General features: G+C 56.2%; 13 protein-coding genes and 2 pseudogenes. 7 read left to right on the forward strand and 8 right to left on the reverse strand.

The features are described from left to right. The first annotated feature begins 38 nt into the window (after positions 1–38). Positions 39–338: a hypothetical protein gene (locus HJO_RS16340; RefSeq protein ID WP_035619111.1), complete on the forward strand. Its 300-nt coding sequence runs from the start codon at positions 39–41 to the stop codon at positions 336–338. Positions 339–791: 453 nt separating this feature from the next. After that, positions 792–1,850, forward strand: a complete 1,059-nt coding sequence (locus HJO_RS16345; protein ID WP_156945820.1) for a hypothetical protein — start codon at positions 792–794, stop codon at positions 1,848–1,850. 237 nt (positions 1,851–2,087) lie between these two features. Here HJO_RS16345 and HJO_RS18980 read toward each other — a convergent pair. The 8 genes and pseudogenes from HJO_RS18980 to HJO_RS18985 all read right to left on the reverse strand — a co-directional run. Beyond that, positions 2,088–2,399: pseudogene (locus HJO_RS18980) on the reverse strand (DDE-type integrase/transposase/recombinase); the annotation flags it as partial. A gap of 114 nt (positions 2,400–2,513) precedes the next feature. Further along, on the reverse strand, positions 2,514–4,352 hold the full coding sequence (gene nqrF / locus HJO_RS17980) for an NADH:ubiquinone reductase (Na(+)-transporting) subunit F (protein WP_051618734.1): 1,839 nt from the start codon (positions 4,350–4,352) through the stop codon (positions 2,514–2,516). Beyond that, positions 4,349–4,996, reverse strand: a complete 648-nt coding sequence (locus HJO_RS16360) for a hypothetical protein (RefSeq protein ID WP_241764776.1) — start codon at positions 4,994–4,996, stop codon at positions 4,349–4,351. The genes nqrF and HJO_RS16360 overlap by 4 nt, the downstream gene beginning before the upstream one ends. Positions 4,997–5,247: 251 nt before the next feature. Continuing rightward, complete coding sequence (locus HJO_RS16365) at positions 5,248–5,673, reverse strand: copper-binding protein (protein ID WP_241764777.1); 426 nt, start codon at positions 5,671–5,673, stop codon at positions 5,248–5,250. Continuing rightward, positions 5,670–8,894, reverse strand: coding sequence for an efflux RND transporter permease subunit (locus HJO_RS16370; RefSeq protein WP_051618735.1), 3,225 nt, complete (start codon positions 8,892–8,894; stop codon positions 5,670–5,672). The genes HJO_RS16365 and HJO_RS16370 overlap by 4 nt, the downstream gene beginning before the upstream one ends. Positions 8,895–8,903: 9 nt before the next feature. After that, a complete protein-coding gene (locus HJO_RS16375; RefSeq protein WP_051618736.1) occupies positions 8,904–10,763 on the reverse strand; it encodes an efflux RND transporter periplasmic adaptor subunit in 1,860 nt (619 codons plus the stop codon). Beyond that, positions 10,760–11,971 carry a TolC family protein gene (locus tag HJO_RS16380; protein WP_035619122.1) on the reverse strand — a complete coding sequence of 404 codons (1,212 nt, stop codon included), beginning with the start codon at positions 11,969–11,971 and terminating at the stop codon, positions 10,760–10,762. Before HJO_RS16380 ends, HJO_RS16375 begins: the two co-directional genes overlap by 4 nt. 650 nt (positions 11,972–12,621) lie before the next feature. Beyond that, a pseudogene (locus HJO_RS18985) lies at positions 12,622–13,327 on the reverse strand (IS6 family transposase). Positions 13,328–13,495: 168 nt separating this feature from the next. Between HJO_RS18985 and HJO_RS18280 the strand changes: the two are divergent. The 5 genes from HJO_RS18280 to HJO_RS16415 form a co-directional block, all read left to right on the forward strand. Beyond that, positions 13,496–13,915, forward strand: a complete 420-nt coding sequence (locus tag HJO_RS18280; RefSeq protein ID WP_084142163.1) for a BlaI/MecI/CopY family transcriptional regulator — start codon at positions 13,496–13,498, stop codon at positions 13,913–13,915. Further along, complete coding sequence (locus tag HJO_RS18285; RefSeq protein ID WP_084142165.1) at positions 13,908–14,918, forward strand: M56 family metallopeptidase; 1,011 nt, start codon at positions 13,908–13,910, stop codon at positions 14,916–14,918. The genes HJO_RS18280 and HJO_RS18285 overlap by 8 nt, the downstream gene beginning before the upstream one ends. 85 nt (positions 14,919–15,003) lie before the next feature. Beyond that, on the forward strand, positions 15,004–15,801 hold the full coding sequence (locus tag HJO_RS16405) for a hypothetical protein (protein ID WP_156945823.1): 798 nt from the start codon (positions 15,004–15,006) through the stop codon (positions 15,799–15,801). A gap of 468 nt (positions 15,802–16,269) precedes the next feature. Then, positions 16,270–19,017 carry a TonB-dependent receptor gene (locus HJO_RS16410; RefSeq protein WP_206741868.1) on the forward strand — a complete coding sequence of 916 codons (2,748 nt, stop codon included), beginning with the start codon at positions 16,270–16,272 and terminating at the stop codon, positions 19,015–19,017. Between the two features lie 100 nt (positions 19,018–19,117). Next, positions 19,118–19,948: HupE/UreJ family protein (locus HJO_RS16415; RefSeq protein WP_084142169.1), on the forward strand; the 831-nt coding region annotated here is incomplete at its 3' end.

Genomic DNA, 19,948 nt, shown 5'->3' on the forward strand with positions numbered 1-19,948 from the left:
GACGGACGAATCAACCAACCGAAAATGGAATGTCCAGGATGAATACAAAAATGTTTCTCACGTCTGTCGTGGCGTTGAATCTTCTGCTCGCTGTTTCAGGATGCGGCACGGTCGCTGGAGCCGCCGGATCGGCGATCGCTGGGTCAGCGGTAAGCGGAGCCCTGGCTGGCGGCGGAAACAAGGCACGCTTTTCGCGTATGAGCTGTGATGAGCTGTCTAAGGAAATTGCCTCGGCACAGCGCTCAATGATGAACCCGACAAACATTCCTTACGCCCGCGCCTATATCAAGGATGCGCAGGAAGTGGCAGCGGAAATGGAATGCGAAATGGGCGTGTAATTTTCTGCGGGGCGGGATCGCAGGACAGCGAGTCCTGAACTCTCGCCCCGCGTGTCAATGCACTTCATCCGCGCTCTTTCCATCGCGCCGCTCCGTCCTTGGTCTATCACTTCCTTCATCGACGGAATCTGGATGGATATCCCCTGAACCGGGGAGGCGGCGGCTTGCCACGACATCTACAAAGGATGCCGGAACAGCAATATCATTTACAGGAGTCCGCATTTTATGCGCAGGATGCTTATTGTTACCCTTGTCGGGCTGTGTGCCGCTGGCCTGGCGTCTGCCGAAACGGAATCCGAACCGGCATGCGCGGCAGGTGATGCAGAAGCCTGTTTCTATACAGGATCTGAATACGCGCAGGGGCTCGGTGTTGCGGCCAGCCCGAACACGGCAATCCCGTTCTTCCTGAAGGCCTGCGACGGGGGCGTGCCTGACGGGTGTTCCAGCGCAGGCATGCTGGTGATGGATGGAAAGGGCGACCTTGCTGCTGACCCGGAAGCCGGGATGTTTTTCCTGGAGCAGGCTTGCAAGAGAGGACATGAAAAGGGGTGCGAATGGGCCGTCGGATACCGGATTGCAGAAACGCATGTCATGCGTGACACGACCATTGTGGTCGATCTTCTGATTGATGGTTGCAAGGCAGGATCCATGTGGGCCTGCGGATGGGGCGCCCGTGCCGCTCTCGATGGCTCTGACGGCAAGTATCCGGAAATGGTCGACATCGCCAAGGCCGCCACGATTGGAGAAGTGGGGTGTGAGCAGGGCAATCTGTCCGCATGTGTCGTGTCGGAGAGGATTTTTGCCGATCCCGCATCACCGCTGTTTGACCCGGAAAATTCTCTGAAATACTCGGACATCAATTGCGACTCGGATATTGCAGCCAGCTGTAGCAACCTGGCGCGTGTCTACTACATGATCGACGAGATCGAACTCGGAACGGTCGCGTACGAGAAGGCCTGCCAACTTGGAAAGCAGGAAACCTGCGCCGAAGCCAGGGAGATGCGTGCCTATCTGACCGAGAAGGCTGCTTATGATGCGGCCGAGGCCCAACGTTCTGCCAGCATCAACGGCTTGATCAATGCCGGGCGCTACGGTGAAGCCGTCAACAGCGCGATCCATGAATTTGGCTCAACCAGTTACGTTGAGACAGCGGTTCGCGCTGCCCAGCGGGCAAGTGCCATGTCGTCGCTGAACACGCAGGACCTTTATGTTGTTGCCTCGTGGTTCCCATCCGGCGATATCCGCAACATCGCCGATGCAGAAATGTCCGCACGCGGCACAGGACTGGAGGGCCGGTTCGGAACGGGGACAAACACGGCAGGCGCCGCCGATGCCCGCTGGAAACAGCAACATGGATCCCCGATGCCGACCGCGCGGGCTTCGTCTTCGCCGTCTGCTCCGTCTTCCACCGTGCTCAGCTCCGGCGATGCGGCCGCTCAGGTTCGTGAGAAATACCGTTCTGCTCACTGCGATATGGCGGGAAGTAACTCCAGTTCATCTATTTGCCGCTGATCCCTGGGGGGACGCACGCGGCGCCCCATTCGGCACCTTCCTCCGAGCCGGATGGGGAATGATATATACGATGCCGGCCCGACGCTTGCGTCCAATGCGGTGCGCTGCTCGCGGGACATCTCGCTGGTTCTGTGTGGGCTGACCCTGGAAAGGTGCTGTCGGTTGAATGCGAACTGGTCTCCGGTTTTCGCGGACGAGCAGGTGCTAAGCGACGAGAAGATCGCGCCACTCGCGAAGAGCGGCGTCTCGTTTCTTCGTGACACAGGGTTCCATTACTTCACCTTCATGGTCACCGGCGCGCCAAAGATAGTGGTGCCCCCCTCGGATTTTCACGAAGACCTCATCCTGGCGCCACTACCATTTCGGGCTCTGCCGCATCGACTCCGATCGACGCTTTCCGATCTTGTGAGCGAAGTTAGTTCCGAACCTATCAACCCAGGGACGGACGCTTTCGTGGCAGACATCAATGCCACGCTCGTGAAGCAGATCCTCTGTGCTGCGAAGCGAGAGTGGAAATCAGACTTACATCAGCACCCCTAGCTGGATGATCTCCGGCGACGTCTTTAACTAGCGAAACGGGTTCTTGGCCATTTCCTAAGGCTAAACGCCTGGATATGTGGTCTCAAGCCCGGTGCCCCAGACAATGTCCGTTGACAGATAGACTTAGCTGCCAAAATCGTCGAACGCGATCCTGTCTTCCGGAACGCCCAGAGCGGCCAGAGATTTGAGAACAGCTTCCAGCATGGGAGGTGGCCCGCAAACATAGAATCTACAACGCCCGATGTCTGGATGTGATGCAAGATACTGATCTCGTACGAATTCATGGATCAATCCCCGCTCCCCGCTCCAAGTGTCATCCTTGTCGAGATGCGAAAGTGCGACATGCCAGGAGAAGTTTCTATAGGTATCGGCAAGCTGCGCGAACTCATCACTGTACACTATATCCTCAGGTGTTCTTGCGCCATACCAGAAGGAGATCTTCGACGTACGGCCTCGCACTGACAGTTGGTCCTGTATCATGGAGCGTATCGGTGCAATGCCAGCGCCGCCTCCGATAAAGATGATTTCATCATCAGCGTCCTTGACGTGAAAATCTCCGAAAGGACCCTTGAGGGTGATTGAATCGCCTAGCGTCAGTGTTGACAGGAAAGCCGAACCGATACCAACGGGAACACCCGAAGTATCTGGTCTAGCGAGCGCGAGGCGGACATTCAGCATAATATCATTGCCGAGCTCACCGGGTGAATTGGCGAGTGAATAAGTCCGGTAGACCGTCCTGTCGGTTCCGAAATGTTCCGCTGTGCCGGAGGCATGCCAGCGCTCCCTGACGAATTCGGGAAGATCAAGTTTGTCCAAATGTGATTCAAAGGGAGGAATTTTGACCTGTAAGTAGCTGCCGGCTCTGAATGCGAGCATTTCTGGAAGGGTAATGCGGAGTTCGCACAGGTCGGGTGATATGAAGGTTGAGGACACGATCTTTCCCGTGAACGTCTGTGCGTCGAGAAGGCCATGCGGAAGCGTTACACAGAGGTCCGTGCTGACCGGGTGCTGGCATGCCAGCCGGTAGCCGGCCTGGATTTCCGATTCGGGAATTTGTCGGCGATCTGCAGGCAAGACAGTTGTTTCGGGACTGATCTTCACCCTGCAAAGCCCGCATGTCCCACCGCCCCCGCATGAGGATGGGAGAGGGTAACCATTCGCGTCCATCGCGGCATACAGGGTTTGCAACGGAGTGGCCCTGACGGCCTTGATGGCGCCACCGTCGCTGTCCGTCACTGACAGGGTGTGACTATTGTTGCGGTTACGCCACTTGCCGATCAGATTGAAGTCATGACGCCGTAAACTGTCCCTCCACAGAACGATCCCGCTGAGCCCCATCCAGACGGCCAAGATTGCCGAGATCACGATAATTGGATGGTTGAAGTTCGAGCGATTCTGATAGTCCATGATATGGAGCATCCAGAATATGTCGAAGGTTCTCCAATAGTTGTTTCGTCTTTCCTGGATCTGTCCGTTAGTGGCAGAGACGTAGATGCTTGTATGTTCCGGATCATCGAAGCTTACCCGCCATGCTGGTGCTGCATGGCTTCGCGTCTCAAGTTTTGGTATTGAAACATATGCCATTTCAGTCACTGCACCGGGTCCAGAATAATCATTGAGCGCCACCTCCATGGCCAGGGTCTCGTCTATGGCGATTGGATATCCGGTGACAGCGTCAGACAGAGACGCGCCGTCTGTTGAGACGGTTTCCAGCACAGCTCGTCCATTCAGGATATTCAGTCGTATTTCATGGATATTGGATCTCTCGACAGGCGTCGGGTCCCGAATCTCGAGACTAGACAATTGCACGGGGGGCAGAGCGCCGTGCTCGGCCCGGCGATGGTCGCCGGAAACCAGATCATGGGGCAGCACAGCCATGCCAAGACCACTGAGCATCCATAGCGCTAACTGTAATCCCAGAATGAGACCAATCCATTTGTGTATCCGGCGCACGATAATCATATGCCATTGATCCTTTTGCGACGGTTGAAGCTGAACCAGAGCAGCCACATGCCGATGATGGAAAGTGTAAGACCCATTCCCGCTGCGACACGCAAAAACGTGTTGTTCACATCCGCTCGCTCATCGTAATCCATGATGTGCAGCATCCAGGCGAAGTCGAATATGCGCCAGTATGTGTGACGCCTCGCGACCAGCGTGCCGTCATGGGGAGAGACGTAAAACGATGTCGCTCCGGCATCGTCAAAATCGATCCTCCAGAGAGGTAGCTTGCGTGATTGCAGCTCAGTGGGGGCGTCGGCCTCGGTTTCGATGAGTGTTGCTGAGGCGACGCCACGCGAACGGGCGTAATGATACTGCGCGACAGCGATTGCATCCGCCTTGCCGAGGGGAGAGCGTTGCGTGCCATCCTGCGCGTCAACCAGAAGCGAGCCTTCAGCTGTGTATATGCGATAGACGGGGTTCCCGATCCAGTTCGCCAGGACGATTTCGTCAGCCTCAGGATAGTTGGACAAGATGTCTGCGAAGCCGACCTCGGGACTGTATCCCGCCATGAATGTGTCCGGGCGCTCGCGCACGAGATGATCGCCATGGATGAAGTCCAGGTCCATGATGACCATGTAAAGACCTGACGCGAGCCAGATCATGACTTGTGCTCCGATGAACAAAGATAGCCACTTGTGCCACTGGCGAACTCTAAATGCGATCATTCTCGTCACGTATGACCCTCCTGCAATATTTGTATCGTTTGTCGTCTGCTGCGTGCGCTGTTTTCCAAACAGCGAGTGGGGGTGCCCGGTTGATCGCACCTTCCTGGAGAAGGCAGGCGGTGACGGGCATGGCTCGGCGCCAACACACTCGCACCCTTGTCCAACTCGCGTGGCCGGGCACCTGTTGTCTAATGGTCCAACATGCTAGCAAGGCAGTCGGTACCTTCTACTTGCGTGTTGCAGATGTTGGTGATCCGATAGGAATTGTCGCGGCCTTTCTTGACCATGAAGGCAACCGGGTCACCTTCTGCAAATGCCGATACATCGACGCTGCCCATGGTTTCAAAACCCATGGTCATGGCGCCCATGCCAATGCCGTCAATCGGGCCGTGGTCAATGGTTAGGAAGTCACCATTGCTTCCGCGTGATTTGACGATGCCAGTGCCATGCCCCATTATCTGGTCCGGCATGTCGTGAGCGGAATGGTCCATCGTGTCGCTGCCTGTCATTTCCATGTGCATTTTGGCCGATCCGGTTTCAGCAGGCGCTTCCTGGCCGCAAGCTGCGAGAGAGACGACAAACAGGCTGGCAGTCAAAAGTGTAAGGGTCTTCATTGTTTCGGTTCTCCTAAAGGGTCGCTTGTTGGAAGGGTTTTGCGCGTGTCATCCGGCTGTAATACACCGCATACGGAAAAAGATCGTCCAACCCAGATGTAATAGATTGCTGGGATCACGATAAGAGTTAGCAAAAGCGTGGACACCATGCCGCCGAGCATGGGCAGCGCGATTCGCCGCATGACATCTGCGCCAAGACCATCGGTCAGAAAGACGGGTGACAAGCCAACCAGAATGGTCAGCACCGTCATCAGTTTGGGGCGCACGCGCATGGCGGCGCCGCGGCTAATCGCCCCGAACAATTCCGTGCGGTTGGTCGGTTGTTCTTCCCGAACCTGGCCATCAATGTAGAGCAGCATGATGACAGCCGTTTCAACCGCAATGCCGCCCAGGGCGATAAAGCCAACGGCGACAGCGACTGACAGATTGTACCCTGCCAGCCAGACGGCCCAGAGCCCGCCAACCATGCCGAAGGGCAGGGAGAGCATGATGATCGCCGTTCGATCGAGGCGACCGAAATGTAGCATTAGTAGCAGGAAAATGAGCATTACAGCGGCCGGGATCGCAATCTGCAGGCGCGCGGCGGCTTCTTCCATTTGCTTATACTGGCCTGCAAACTCGACAGCGTAGCCGGGCGGCAAGGTGATGGCGTCCGTCACGGCCTGACGCGCCTCGCTCACAAAGCCGCCCATATCACGGCCTGCAATATCAACGAACACCCAGCCGGTGAGACGTGCATTTTCCGACCGGATCATGGGCGGCCCTTCGTTAAAGGCGATGGTCGCGAGATCGCCCAGGGGAATGTGGGCTCCGGTTGGAGTCGGGACGAGGATGCTTTCCAGATCACCGGGGCTTTCCCGGAATGGCCGGTCATAGCGCAGGATGATATTGTAGCGTTCGCGTCCCTCGACCGATTGCGCAAGCCGCATGCCTCCCAGTGCGGTCTGCACCACGGTCTGGAAAACGCCCATATCAATATTGCGCCGGGCAAGCTCTGCCCGGTCGGGTGTGATATCCAGATACTTGCCGCCAAGGACGCGGTCTGCAAAGGCTGAACGGGTGCCGGGAACCTCCGAGACGACCGCTTCGATGTCTCGCGCAATCCGTTCGATCTCGACCAAATCATCGCCTGTGACCTTGATCCCGATGGGTGTGCGTACGCCGGTCGAAACCATGTCCATCCGGATCTTGATTGGATAGCCCCAAGAATTGACGAGACCGGGCATTTGCAGCCTGGCGTCCAGCTCTGCGGTGATGTCATCGACTGTGATGTCTGGGCGCCATTCCGATTTTGGCTTCAGCTTGATCCAGGTTTCAATCATCGTGAGTGGCGCAGGATCCGTTGCGGTGTCGGCACGTCCGGCTTTTCCGAAGACGCGCTCGACTTCGGGTACGGTCATCAGCAAGCGATTGGTCTGGCCAAGAATTTCCCGCATCTTGGTAGAGGAGACGCCGGGCAGCGTGGTTGGCATGTAGAGCAGTTCGCCTTCGTACAAAGCCGGCATGAATTCCGTGCCGAGGCGCTGGGCAGGAATGATAACACTCGCAGTCAGAAGCAGCGCAATTGCAAGTGTGACCCATTTGAATCGCAGCGCGGCGTGCAGGAGGGGCTTGTAGATCCAGATGAAGAAGCGGTTCAGGGGATTGGCGGTTTCGGGACGGAACTTGCCCCGCATGAGATAGTGCATGAGCACCGGGACCAGTGTCACGGACAGGATCGCTGCGAATGCCATTGCATATGTTTTTGTAAAGGCGAGCGGGCTGAACAGGCGGTAGCTTTCACCCGTGAGTGCGAAGACCGGCAGGAAGGACACGGTGATGATGAGCAAGGAGAAGAAGATGCCGGGACCAACCTCCTGCGCAGATGCGAGCAGGGTGGCCCTGCGATCTGATGTCGTCGCCTTGTCACCAAGATCGGCGAGTTTCCGGCTGCCGTTTTCGACAAGGACGATGGAGGCGTCCACCATCGCCCCGATTGCAATGGCGATCCCGCCAAGGCTCATAATGTTCGCGGTGACACCCTGCAACGACATGATCAGGAATGCCCCAAGGACGCCAAGCGGCAGCGTGATGATGGCGACCAGAGATGAGCGCACGTGCAGAAGAAAGATCAGGATCACGAAAGCAACCGCGACGCCTTCTTCAAGCAGCTTTTTCTTCAGGTACTCGACTGCGCCCTCGATCAAAGGGGCGCGGTCATAGACGGTCACGATCTCGACCCCTTCGGGCAGGCCGCGCTGGAGTTCGGCAAGTTTTGCCTTCACGCGGTCGATCACGGTCAGCGCGTTCTCGCCGTCTCGCATGATCACGATACCTGCGACGGTCTCGCCCTCGCCATTGAGTTCGACAATGCCGCGGCGAAGAGCAGGGCCTTCAACAATTCTCGCGACCGCAGAGAGCAGGACAGGTGTGCCGTCTGACGCATATAGAACGACCTGTTCAAGATCGGGCTGTTCATCAACATAACCCGATGAGCGGATTACGAACTCGCTTTCGCCCTGTTCCAGTACGCGGCCACCGACCTCGCTTGAGGCGGTTTTCACCGCTTCAGAAACGCGGCGCAGCGAAATGTCATAGGATCGCAGGAGGTTCGGATCGACCAGGACCTGATATTCGCGGACGAACCCGCCAACCGAGGCGACTTCCGAGACCCCTGCCACGCCTGAGAGCTCCAGTTTGAGGAACCAATCCTGAAGCGAACGCAGCTCTGCCAGGTCGGTGTTGCCGGTCTTGTCGACCAGCGCATACTGGTAGACCCAGCCAACGCCTGTGGCATCCGGGCCGAGTTGTGGCACTACGCCATCCGGCAAGGTGGTGCCGAGCCGCGACAAGGCTTCCAGAACACGAGAGCGAGCCCAATACAAATCCACCCCATCTTCGAAGATGACATAGACGAAGCTGGTGCCGAACATGGATGAGCCGCGCACATCCTTTGTCTTTGGCAGGCCGAGCAGGTTGGTCGACAGGGGATAGGTAACAAGGTCCTCGACGATTTGCGGGCTTTGGCCTGGAAAATCGGTGCGGATGATGACTTGCGTGTCGGTGAGATCCGGCACGGCATCAAGCGGCGTACGTTCAACGGCCATCCATCCCGCGAAGGCGAGTCCCGCGCAGAGGACGAGGACGATGAGCTGGTTCGAAACCGACCAGGAGATCAGTTTCGCAATGGCGGACTTTGCAGGATCGCGCCCACCAAGATCGTGGATATGATTGTCTGGCATGATCGTGTCCTACCGATGCCTGGCGTCGGGATCGGCTGGGTCGCCTGCTGCGCGGCCTAAATCCACCGCGGCCATGGGGTCTGGCCAGGCGATGGCTTTGGCCGGCTTGTTGCCATACGGATTGCGTGGTTCGCCGCCTTCCTGAAGCCAGAGGCGTCCGGTCCCGTCTTCCCTGAACAGGGAGAGTCCGGCATCGCGGTAGTGAACGGGCGCCCCTTCCAGAAGCCAGGGCTCGAGCACTGTCATCAGGCGTGAAAGTTCGGCCGCGAGTGCATCACCTTCGCTGGCGCCCTTTGCGGCCCTGAGGGCGGCTTCGGCTTCTGTCAAAACAGGGACGAGCTTTGTGTCAGCAAATCGCACCTTGAGGGTTGCGCTCATGCTGAGAGCGGGGTCGATGAAAAAGGGATCGATCCTGTAATCGTCGGTAAGGGCTTCATGGAAATAAAGTGCCATGTCCGTGAAGTGGTCGATTCCGGCCAGGGTCGTGGCATCGACGGGCAGCTGGCCGAGCGGCGTGTCAGGTCCGGCCATCATGACGACGGGGGCTTGCAGCTTTGAAAAGCCCTCGCGCAGATTGACTTCGCTATCGAGCATGAACTGGCCGCTGACCACGACCCGCTCACCTGATGCGAGGCCGCCAAGGATTTCGGTTCGGCCACTGGCGTTGAGCCCGGTCTGGACGCTCCGGCCAACAAAGCGGCCATTTCCCAGCGCGAGAATGACGTGTGAGCCGCGACTATCGCGCAAGACAGATTCGGTCGGGACAGAAAGCCTTGGCTCGCCGCCAAGGTCCATGGAGATGTCCGCATAGGCGCCGGGCCGGAGATAGCCAGCGACATTGTCAACTTCGATCCGAACGTCGCCTGTGCGGGTTTTCGGATTAATTTCCGGATAGATGTAATTGATCCGGCCTTCAGCGGGGGCGCCGGGCGCGCTCGGAAAGTCGAGACGCACAGGCATGCCGGTATCGACGAGGGCAAGATCCTGCTCCGGTACCCTGGCTATGATCCAGACACCGGAATAGGACTGCAGGCGCAGGATCGGCGTGCCGGGTCTGATGAAGTCGCCCTCTCGCACCTGGAGCGAAGCGACAATCCCGCCGGACTCCGCGTAAACGGGTACACGTTCAATTATATTTCGGGTTTCGGTCAGCCGGTTGATCGTGCTCGTCTGCATGCCGAGCGAGCGCAGGCGTTGTCTGACAGCGCCAATCCGGTTCTCATTCCCGATCTTGAGAGAATTGAGGTAATCCTTCTGGGCGGCGATCAGGTCGGGGCTATAGACACGGTAGAGCAATGCGCCGGGGCGAACGGTGTCGCCTTCCGCTCGCACACGCAAATCCTCAATCCAGCCTTCGATACGTGACACCGCAACATTCTCAAGCCGTTCATTCGTTTCGACGGTCCCGAATGCGCGCAGCGAACGTCCAAAATTGGCGATCTCGACCGGCGCGATACGCACGCCCATGGTCTGGATCATTTCAGGGGCAACGGCGATGGAACCATCAGCATGCGATAGGTCGGCATAGACCGGAATGTAATCCATGCCCATCGAGTCTTTCTTTGGAGTCGGTGATGTGTCGGCCTGACCCATGGGGTGCTTGTAATAAAGGATTTCAGCCGTTCCTGCGCCGCTTCTGGTTCCGGAAGCAGGGCTGGCCGGAACAAGGTCCATGCCGCAGATCGGGCAGGTGCCGTCCGGATCCGTCGAGATGTAGTGCGGGTGCATCGGGCAGGTGTATTGTGCTGCTTCAGTCGCGTTACGGGGCTGGGCTTGCGGCGCAGACGCATCGGGTGCGGACGTCGTGCCGCCGCAAGCTGAGAGAAGCAGCGTGAGCGCTGAGGCTGTGAGGAAAAATATCTGTTTCACTGTGTGACCAAAAGCGCATTCATGCGCGCTGTGGCTGTGGCGATACGCGCTTGTTCGCCAGCCATCTCTGAACGGAGTTTGAGTATGGCGAGTTCGCCATCAATGATCGGTGCATAGTCACCGACCCCAGATTCATAGATCGTGGTCCGGGACGTGATTTCGTCTTCGATCGCGACAATCTTCCGGGACAGGACAGCTGCGCTTTGCTCTGCTGTCAGGCGCATGGACCGATACGTTGAATACTGGGCGGCGGCGGTTCTTGCGGCCGCTGAAAAGTTGGCGCGGGCGGCGGCGCGTTCAGCCTTGGCGGCGCGCAAACGCGGTGCTTGGTTCTTGCTTGCCCAGAAAGGAACTGTCACGCTGACCATGCCTGACACCCAGTCGTCACCGGTATAGTTGGCACCTGATTCCCGCTGCTGGTAGGTCAGTTGCACGCCCCATTCCGGTTTCCAGCCGGCTTTGGCGTCATCGATCCCGCGATCGCGGACGGCGATGCCGGCGTCAGCGACGCGCACGGCATGGAACGCCATGGCGTCTCCCGACCAATCGATGGGCATCACCGGCGGCGGCGGCGTGTCCGGTACCGTTCCCAGAAGCTCAACCAGGCGCGCATCGATTTGTTCGGCCTGGCCGTTCAATTCCACCAGCGTTCGATCAAGCTCAGCGCGTTCGCCCTCAATTTCAGCCAACCGGAACAAAGCAGGGCGTCCTGCATCGAGTTCCCGTTCTGCGACTCGCGTCAGGGCGTCGTATTTTTCTGTGCGCTCTTCTGCGAGATCGCGCTGGATGCGGGTGCGCTGTTTTTCATGGAGCAGTGCGATGAGGTCGCCCCGGAGGGCTGCATAGCGCTGCGCGCGCATTTCACGTATTTCACTGGCGCGGGCAAGGGCTTCTCCGGCACGGGCATTTCGGCCAGCAAGGCTCGGGAATTTCTGCTGGATGCCAACCGATTTACTGGTCGGCAGGAAATCACTGAACGAGGGATCGAAAATGGGAAAGTTATTAATCCCGGCTGAAATCACGGGATCCGGCAACGCAGTGGCGGCATTTGCGCGCTCGCGGTTCGCTTCGGCCTGCCATGCCATGGCTTGCAGACTTGGATGGTCGTGCAGCGCAGATTCCAGATCAGGAAAACTCTGGGCATCAGCCGCCGCAATCAGCGCGGAGGATATCCCGGCACAGGCCAGGAGCAAACGAGGACGAAACATGGGAAATTCCTGTGTTCTGAAAACGGACGGGTACAAGGCGCGTTATCCTCTTGGATATCGCGCGCATGGAGACCGTCTGGATCAGACCAGGAGGCGTTGCTTCAGCGAGATGGGGGTGGTGGACAATTGCGGCGAGGCGCGTGGTGGCCCCGTTGTTCGTAGGGTGCGGGGTGTGCCGTACCCGGTCCAGCGATTGACCTCTGCCGGCGACAGATCAAGCTGACCTGCCGAGGAGAGCAGAGTGGCCTGATCAGTTGTCCTTGAGGCGAGCATCGCGGATTCACAATCCGCACAACCGGGGCAGTCTGCCACCATATCGCTGGGCATTGGTTTGGCGGCGTTAGGTGCCATCTCGTCATGACAGGGCAGTGCTTCAGCTTGAATTGTCATTGCGTGCGTCTGGGCGTGACCGGTCATACAACACGCCATGATGGGGGTCGCCGCAAGTGCAGCAACCGCAAGAATCATCGAAAGGCGGGTAAACAAAGTCATAAACTGGCAGGTAACACCAGAGGCGCTAAAGCGCAAATACGGTCAGGGGGGATTGCCAGGGCAAACGCCTTCAGATGAGTGATAGGGCGTTTAAACTGGACAGATTGTAGTGTCAGTCTAATGCGAACCGGGTTCGGTTATTCGCGTATAAGCAGGTGCTAGGCGACAAGAAGATCGCGCAACTCGTGAAGGGCGGCAGCGTGTTTTGTTTGAACCGAGTTTTGATGTTGATTTGCCTTTCGAAGTTGAAGTGATTGTGCACTGAGGAATGGATTGAAACGAATTTCTGTTAACTTCGCATGCGCCGGAAACGAAACATCGCTCGCTCTCGTGTGCGGAAGGGCAGGTGTGAATTCTTGGCGCGATTATTCAGAAGTCGGCCCGCTTCCAGGCGATCTTTGTTCCCGATGACTTTCCTCGCGGCCCGGTAGGAAGGACACTTGTCCGTCGCGACGATGTGCGGGCTGCCATAGCGCTTCGTTGCTTTCTTAAAGAATTTCAAGGCAGCGGCTTTGTCGCGCTTCCTTGTGACATTGGGTTCGAAAACAGCGTCTTCATGGTCGACAGCCCGCCAAAGATAGTGCCTCTCGCCGCATATCTTCACGAATACGTCGTTCAAGTGCTACCGTTAATGTGGGCTACGTCGCATCGATTCCGATCGGCATTTCCGGATTTTGCAAGCGAAGTATGTGCCGAACCGATCGACCCAGAGACGGACGTTTTCGTGGCAGACATCGATGCCGCACTCGTGGAGAAGGTCTTCAACGTTTCTCAGGGGCGGAGCGGGTATTGGACATAGACGCGTACGCTTAGCCAGATGATCTCGGGCGAAGTCTTGAAGTGGCAAAATGGGTTCTTGGCCATATTAGAAGGCTAAACGCCCGGATATGCGTGTCTCATGGCCGGTTCGCCTGACAATGCCTGCATTTTAGGCGGAGAGCAGGGAACGTGGTGTCTTAGCTAAAAACACATTGACCGTCGGTTTTATTCAAAATACGCTCAACCTATCAATTTGTCCCGGAAGGCTTTTACATGTCGGTGCGAACTGGAAAAATTGCTCTGGGTCCGCTTGAGATTTCGATCCTGAGGTATCTTTGGCGTAAAGAGGGCGCTGAAGTTAAGACTGTTTTCCGCGAATTGGGTTCGTCAGATGCGAACTCGCTGAATACGGTGCAATCCGCCATGGAGCGACTTTTCCGCAAGGGGCTATTGTCCCGCGAGAAGGTCAGTCACGCCTATGTTTATCGGGCCGAAGTAAACCGCATGCAGATGATATCCCGGGTGATCGATGATATCCTGCAATCGTTCACGACGGATTCCAAAGACAGTTATCTCCTCGCCTTTCTGGACCATGCGGTGGAAAGCGACACACAGGCCCTGGACATGCTGGAGCAGATGATCAAGGACAAGCGCGAAGCGGCGGCAGCCAAATCCGGAGAGGGGAATGGTTAGCGCATCACTCTACGAGAGTTTTGGTATTGCGCTTCTCGCCGCGATTGTTGTCTTTTTTCTGGCCGGCGTTTGCCTGAGTGTTGTCTGGCCGGCCCTCCATCGCCGTCAGGCGCAGCTTAACCCACGTCACTATTCTCGCGTTGTTTTTGGTTATGCCGCGCTTCCTCTCACGATCAGTGCGGCCGTTCTCGTCTCCTGCGCTGCCGTTCCTGTGGCAGCAGGTTTCAATGTCGTTCCCGCTCACTGTCATGTTGAATTGGCCGCTCGTGCCTGTTTACCGCACGAACCTTCGGGCGTTGCGGGACTCTGGTTCAGCCTGTTTGCCGCGATGATGATCATTCTATGTGGTGGAATGACCGCGCTTAGCACGTGGCGCCTGTTCGTGCATTCCCAACTCTGCCGAAAACTTGATCTGTGTTGTTCTTTTGATGCACGACTAGACGCGTGGGTTCTGGATACCGACAGGTCGGTAGCGTTCTGCGTGGGTATCCTTCAGCGGCGCGTCATCATAAGCCGAGGCTTGATCCAGAGACTGGAGCCGGACGAATTGGATATCGTCCTCTATCATGAACGCAGCCATGCGAACCGGTTTGACGGCATCGGAATGTTCATCCTGCAAATACTGACCGTTCCATTTCTGCCGCGCGCGAAAGCAGGTCTGACTGAAGAGTTCTTACTCTCGGCAGAATTTGAATGCGATCGTTTTGCCGCTGAACAATGCGGGGATGGGCTCGCGGTTGCGGACATGCTTGTAAAGCTTGGGCGCATTCGATTGGGCGAAATGATGGAAATCGGTGCGCGTGAAGACACATATGTATTCTCCGTTTTCGGCCAATCAATTGAAAGACGGGTTGCCTGGCTTATCAATACGCCGGGCTCGAGTGAGCAGGGGCTGTCTGAGATAATCGAACGGCTGATTTGCTACACGGTCATTGCCGCATTCATCCTGGCAGAACCGATACATCATGCGCTCGAAAAAGCGCTTGGCTATCTTTTGAAATAATCTGGCGCCCAATTGCATTCGGCGTCGACGCAACTAAAAAACCGATTAATGGTCGGTGTTTAATCTGAGGGAAGAGCTGCATATCATGAGTAATCCCAACGCGAGCAAGGCTATGCGAGTTTGGCCGGTTCCGTCGGCTAAGGTAAGGGCAACTGGCAGCGGACGGTTTGTGAAAGCTCTCATGTCGGTCGGTGCGTGTATCGGATTTGCGCCACTGATGGCTCAGGCGGAGGGCGCACGCTTCCTGGTGGAATCAGTCATGTCGTCCGCTGTGATGGACCGCGGCGAGCAAATCGGCAGTTCATCACTCGAGATCGCCTCTGGTGTCGAATTTCCGGTTGGCGACAGCTTTCTCTACGGTGCGGTCTATCGACGGGTAACACTGGAAGACAAGGCGATCTTTGAAGATGAGGCCGATTACTCTGTCGGCATGATATGGGCGGGCAAGGGGTTCGCGGTGGATGTGTCATCAAACTGGCTGACTTATCCCGGGGAGGCCTCAGCCGATAGCCTTGAGTTCGATCTGGTGGTCGATCTGGATGCGCCGATGTCGCCGACCATTCTCGGATTCTATGACGCGCATAATGAAGACTATGGCGTTGAAGTTTCCGGTGGACCCGAATGGGGAGCGGGGCGTTGGTCATATTACGCTATCGGACGAGGCGGCTTCGTCGTTCCAGGTGATGGGTCGGCGCAAAGGACTTATGTCGGGTTGGAATTCGGGACGGGATATGCCGTTAGGCAAACCGTAGAAGTGGGCGCCTATTTGCGTTGGGATAGCGCGGATAAGAATTCTTTTGTGGATGGCGTGGATAATACAGGGTCCGCAACGGAATCCCGATCAGGAATCGCTGCGGGGATAGCGCTTTCACTCGCGCTGTGAGCCCAGTAATGCAGTCTACAGATCGTTTTCAAGAACCGTTATCTTTAAGATAATCTCGAAAACACATTGACAGTCGGTTTTTGGGCAATAGTCTTTCGGTTATGTAATGTTCACGCTGGAGCCCAAGAATTGTTCATTCTGCCGAATATTCTGGAAGTGCCGCAAGGTGAGACTGACAAGTGCCGAGTCGCTGCTTGCGATTCCAAATTCGGGCAGTTGGACAGATCTCCTACCTGCAACGCTCAAGCCAAGAAAATCATGACTGCCGAAGTGTCAGAACAGGCAAGCCCATACTTCGTGCCAAATTTTGAGCAAAATACCGATCATGTGTCGGTGTTTTGTGCGAGCATCCTGAATTCACGGGATTTCCCCCTTTTTAATAGTGGCCTGAATCGAAGTTCGTCAGGTTGTTTTGAGGGCCTCTATCAAGGCTAAATTATCGGAACCCAAAATCTAGGAGCGGTGGTTATGGATATGAAAATTGTTAAGCAAGAAGGTGTGCTAACCAAGCGGCTTTTGCTGTCTACGGCGATGACGCTCGGGCTGTCGTGCATGTTTGCAGGCGGTATGCAGGCGCAAGAGGTAGGCGAGGTTGTTGCTGTACAAACCGAACCGGAAGAAGACAGTGTGTCGACGCAGAAAAAGGTGGTAGTCACGGGCAGCCGGATTCAGCGCCTGGACCTGACAAGCGTCGGCCCGATTTCGGTACTGGACAATGAAGACATTTATGGTTTGGGGATCACAAATGTCGAAGAGTTGCTTCAAACACAATCTTTCTCGGCTGGCTTTGCTGGCAACTCAAATGCCGCCTATTGGGTGGCGGGGGGCTGGGGCACCGCGCAGGTAAACCTTCGCGGTCTTGGCTCTAACCGGACACTGGTGCTGTTGAACGGACGCAGAGTGGTCGCCGGTGGTTCGGGCGCGAACAGCTCGGTCGATCTGAACATGATACCCGTCTCGATGCTGGAACGCGTAGAGGTGCTTAAAGACGGCGCTTCGGCGGTCTATGGTGCAGATGCGGTGGCAGGTGTTGTCAACCTGATCACCAAGGATCGGTTCGAAGGTTTCAAGCTGGATACGAAGTTTGGTATCTCTGACGAAGGGGATGCGGAAGAATACCTGGTCGATCTGACCTGGGGCGTCGCCAGCGAACGCGGTAGTCTCCTGTTCAGCGCCAACTATCAGAATAACAAAGCTGCTCCACTTGATACTCGGGCGCCGTGTTCGCTTGCCGATACTGACGGAGACGGCGACCTCGAGTGCACGTCGGGCAGTTCGAGCACGGCTGGTGGTCGCGCCGTTTTTGCGAATGGCGATCAGATCAACTTTATCGGCGGCGATGCATATGAGCCGTTTAACATTGCCGCGCATGGTTTCAATTCTAACCCGTTCTTCAACGCGTCAAACCCAGTAGAGCGGGTGACCTTTGGCGCGGTAGGAAAATATGAACTTACTGACTCCATCAACTTCTTCAGTGAAGCTCTGTTCAACTGGAGAACATCGAACCAGCCAGGTTCGCCAGCAACGCTGAGCGACATCGCATTCGACGCCTCGCACCCGACAAATCCGACCGGACAGGATATTACGCTGCTGCGTCGCCGCACTGCGGAATTTGGTGCGCGCCAGTTTGAGCAGGATGTTTCGACGTGGCGCTTGGTTGCAGGCATTGAAGGCGATCTCTTTGATGGTTGGAACTATGACGTAGCGTTCAACTGGGGCCGGAACACGGCTGTTGATGCCTTGCAGAATAATATCAATACGCGTCGCCTCGGTGAGGCGCTCGATCCTGCTCTTTGCGGAACGAGCGGAATTCCGTGTGCAGACATACTGGGCGAGGGGGATCTGACAGCTGAAGTCGGCGACTATATTCTCATGAACCAGCGCGATACGGGTGGAAACGAGCAAATCAGCTTTAGCGGAAACATTGCTGGGGCGCTGTTCGATCTTCCTGCCGGACCGCTCGGCTTTGCCGCCGGGTTCGAGTATCGTGAAGACAAGGGTTGGATTGAGCCCGATTCCCTGCTGGTCGCAGGCGATGCACTTGGCAATGCCCAAGACCCAGTCAGCGGTTCCATTGAGGCGCAGGAACTGTATGCGGAGGTCAATGTGCCGGTCGTTCGCGGTGTGCCGATGATTGAATCGCTCGATCTCGATCTTGCCCTGCGCTACTCGGACTATGATCTCTTCGGATCGGATTCAAACTACAAGGTTGGCGTCAACTGGCAGATCATTCCTGATCTCAAGATCCGGGGAACATATTCGACTGCGTTTCGCGTTCCCAGCGTGACGGAGCTTTTCTCCGGCGTAAGTGAGGGCCAGATTCCGACTGCCGACCCATGCTCCAACTGGGCGAGCCTAGATCCCGCAAGTGTCGTCTATCAAAACTGCCAGGCCGCTGGTGTGCCGACCACCTATACGCAATTCGGGTCGGCTATTCTCACGGACAGGGGCGGCAACATCAATCTTGAGCCTGAAGACGCAACAACCTTCACTGTTGGTGCCGTGGTCCAACCCAGATTTGCCCCCGGTCTGTCATTTACGGTCGACTATTTCGATATCGATATCCAGGACGCTATTCGCCAGACATCCGGTTCTGCCAAACTCGCGTCCTGCTACACGTCTGTCGGCCTGTCGCATCCATTTTGTGGGCCGACTCATCACTCGCGCAATAGCCTGACAGGCGACATTAACTTCCTGTCTGCTCAAAGCGCGAATACCGGTGACGAGGTTATGACTGGCATTGATTTCAGCGCTACATATGATTTCTCTGCCTTCGCGTTCAACCATTCGGTGGCCTTTCAGGCGACGCATCTGATGAAATATGAAGTCAGCGCGTTCGAGGGCGATACACCATTCGTCTATGATGGCGGTGTCGGGTGCTGCGATGGTGGCTATCCCGAATGGCGGGCAAACGCCTCATGGACGGCCAGAAATGATCGCCTGACTGGCGTATACAACGTCCAGGTAATTGGTTCAGCTACCGACTATTTTGGCGCGCCAGGAGCGGTCGGAACGGATATTGACGCGGTGCTCTATCACAATGCGCAGGGCAGCTATCAGGTCAATGACCAACTCAAGCTTAGCGCCGGTGTCGACAACCTGTTCGACAAGAAAGCTCCGTACGTCCGCTCCTGGTCTGACGGCAATACAGATACCATGACCTATTCTCTGTTGGGGCGGTATTTCTACGCTCGCGCAACATGGGTTCTGGAATAGTCCTCTCAGCTAGCCCTACGCCGGGACGAGGCAATCTCGTGACGGCGTAGGGCCTTTCGACACCAAAGCACACCATACATAAATTATACTGGAGTAAAAAATGTTACTTAAGCGAGTGACGAAATTGGCGCCGCTACTCGCCTTTCTCGCGGTCTATGCGCCGATGTCGAGCGCCCATGGAATTTCGGAGGAAGCCCGACGACGCATGATCGAAGGCGGCGACCTTCAGTACCTTATTCTTGGTGCTGAACACATGATCACTGGCTATGATCACCTTCTTTTCCTGTTTGGTGTGATGTTCTTTCTCACCAGTTTTTCGTCGATACTGAGATTTGTGACTGCATTCACGATAGGCCATACGATCACATTGATATCGGCAACCTATCTTGGCATTACGACCAACTACTATTTCGTAGATGCAATCATCGCGCTGACAGTGATCTACAAGGGATTTGAAAACCTCAATGGTTTTCCAAAACTGTTCGGTACGAAATCGCCCAACCTCGTGATGATGGTGCTGATCTTTGGGCTGATTCACGGATTCGGATTGTCGACGCGCCTACAGCAGTTGCCTATACGTGAAGATTCCGGCCTGCTGATGCATATTTTGTCCTTCAATGTTGGCGTCGAATTCGGACAGATTGCTGCGTTGGCTGTCATGTGGGTTGTTCTTGGGTTTCTGAGGCGCACCAAGTTTTTCAATTTGGCGAGCGTATACATAAACGTGGCGCTCATGTTTGCTGGCTTTGTTCTTTTCATAATGCAGATGCATGGTGTATTTCACACAACTATGGCCGAGGATTATCCGATCAGCCGGGATGATCACATTCATGCCCATCTGGAAATGGAAGCTAGCGGTGGCCGGCAGACCCGTGATCAGACCAGTGCAGTTTCTGCACCGGTGCCCTCAGCAGAAACCGCCCAATCGGCG

It is taken from the genome of Hyphomonas johnsonii MHS-2, assembly GCF_000685275.1.
Classification (GTDB): Bacteria; Pseudomonadota; Alphaproteobacteria; order Caulobacterales; family Hyphomonadaceae; genus Hyphomonas; species Hyphomonas johnsonii.

Excerpts from the sequence above, each read along its gene's own strand:
- HJO_RS16405 (WP_156945823.1), top strand. The coding sequence starts at position 15,004 with ATGAGTAATCCCAACGCGAGCAAGGCTATGCGAGTTTGGCCGGTTCCG.
- HJO_RS16410 (WP_206741868.1), top strand. The coding sequence starts at position 16,270 with ATGGATATGAAAATTGTTAAGCAAGAAGGTGTGCTAACCAAGCGGCTT.
- HJO_RS18285 (WP_084142165.1), top strand. The coding sequence starts at position 13,908 with ATGGTTAGCGCATCACTCTACGAGAGTTTTGGTATTGCGCTTCTCGCC.
- HJO_RS16370 (WP_051618735.1), bottom strand. The coding sequence starts at position 8,894 with ATGCCAGACAATCATATCCACGATCTTGGTGGGCGCGATCCTGCAAAG.
- HJO_RS16380 (WP_035619122.1), bottom strand. The coding sequence starts at position 11,971 with ATGTTTCGTCCTCGTTTGCTCCTGGCCTGTGCCGGGATATCCTCCGCG.
- HJO_RS16365 (WP_241764777.1), bottom strand. The coding sequence starts at position 5,673 with ATGAAGACCCTTACACTTTTGACTGCCAGCCTGTTTGTCGTCTCTCTC.
- HJO_RS18280 (WP_084142163.1), top strand. The coding sequence starts at position 13,496 with ATGTCGGTGCGAACTGGAAAAATTGCTCTGGGTCCGCTTGAGATTTCG.
- nqrF (WP_051618734.1), bottom strand. The coding sequence starts at position 4,352 with ATGATTATCGTGCGCCGGATACACAAATGGATTGGTCTCATTCTGGGA.
- HJO_RS16340 (WP_035619111.1), top strand. The coding sequence starts at position 39 with ATGAATACAAAAATGTTTCTCACGTCTGTCGTGGCGTTGAATCTTCTG.
- HJO_RS16360 (WP_241764776.1), bottom strand. The coding sequence starts at position 4,996 with ATGATCTGGCTCGCGTCAGGTCTTTACATGGTCATCATGGACCTGGAC.
- HJO_RS16345 (WP_156945820.1), top strand. The coding sequence starts at position 792 with ATGCTGGTGATGGATGGAAAGGGCGACCTTGCTGCTGACCCGGAAGCC.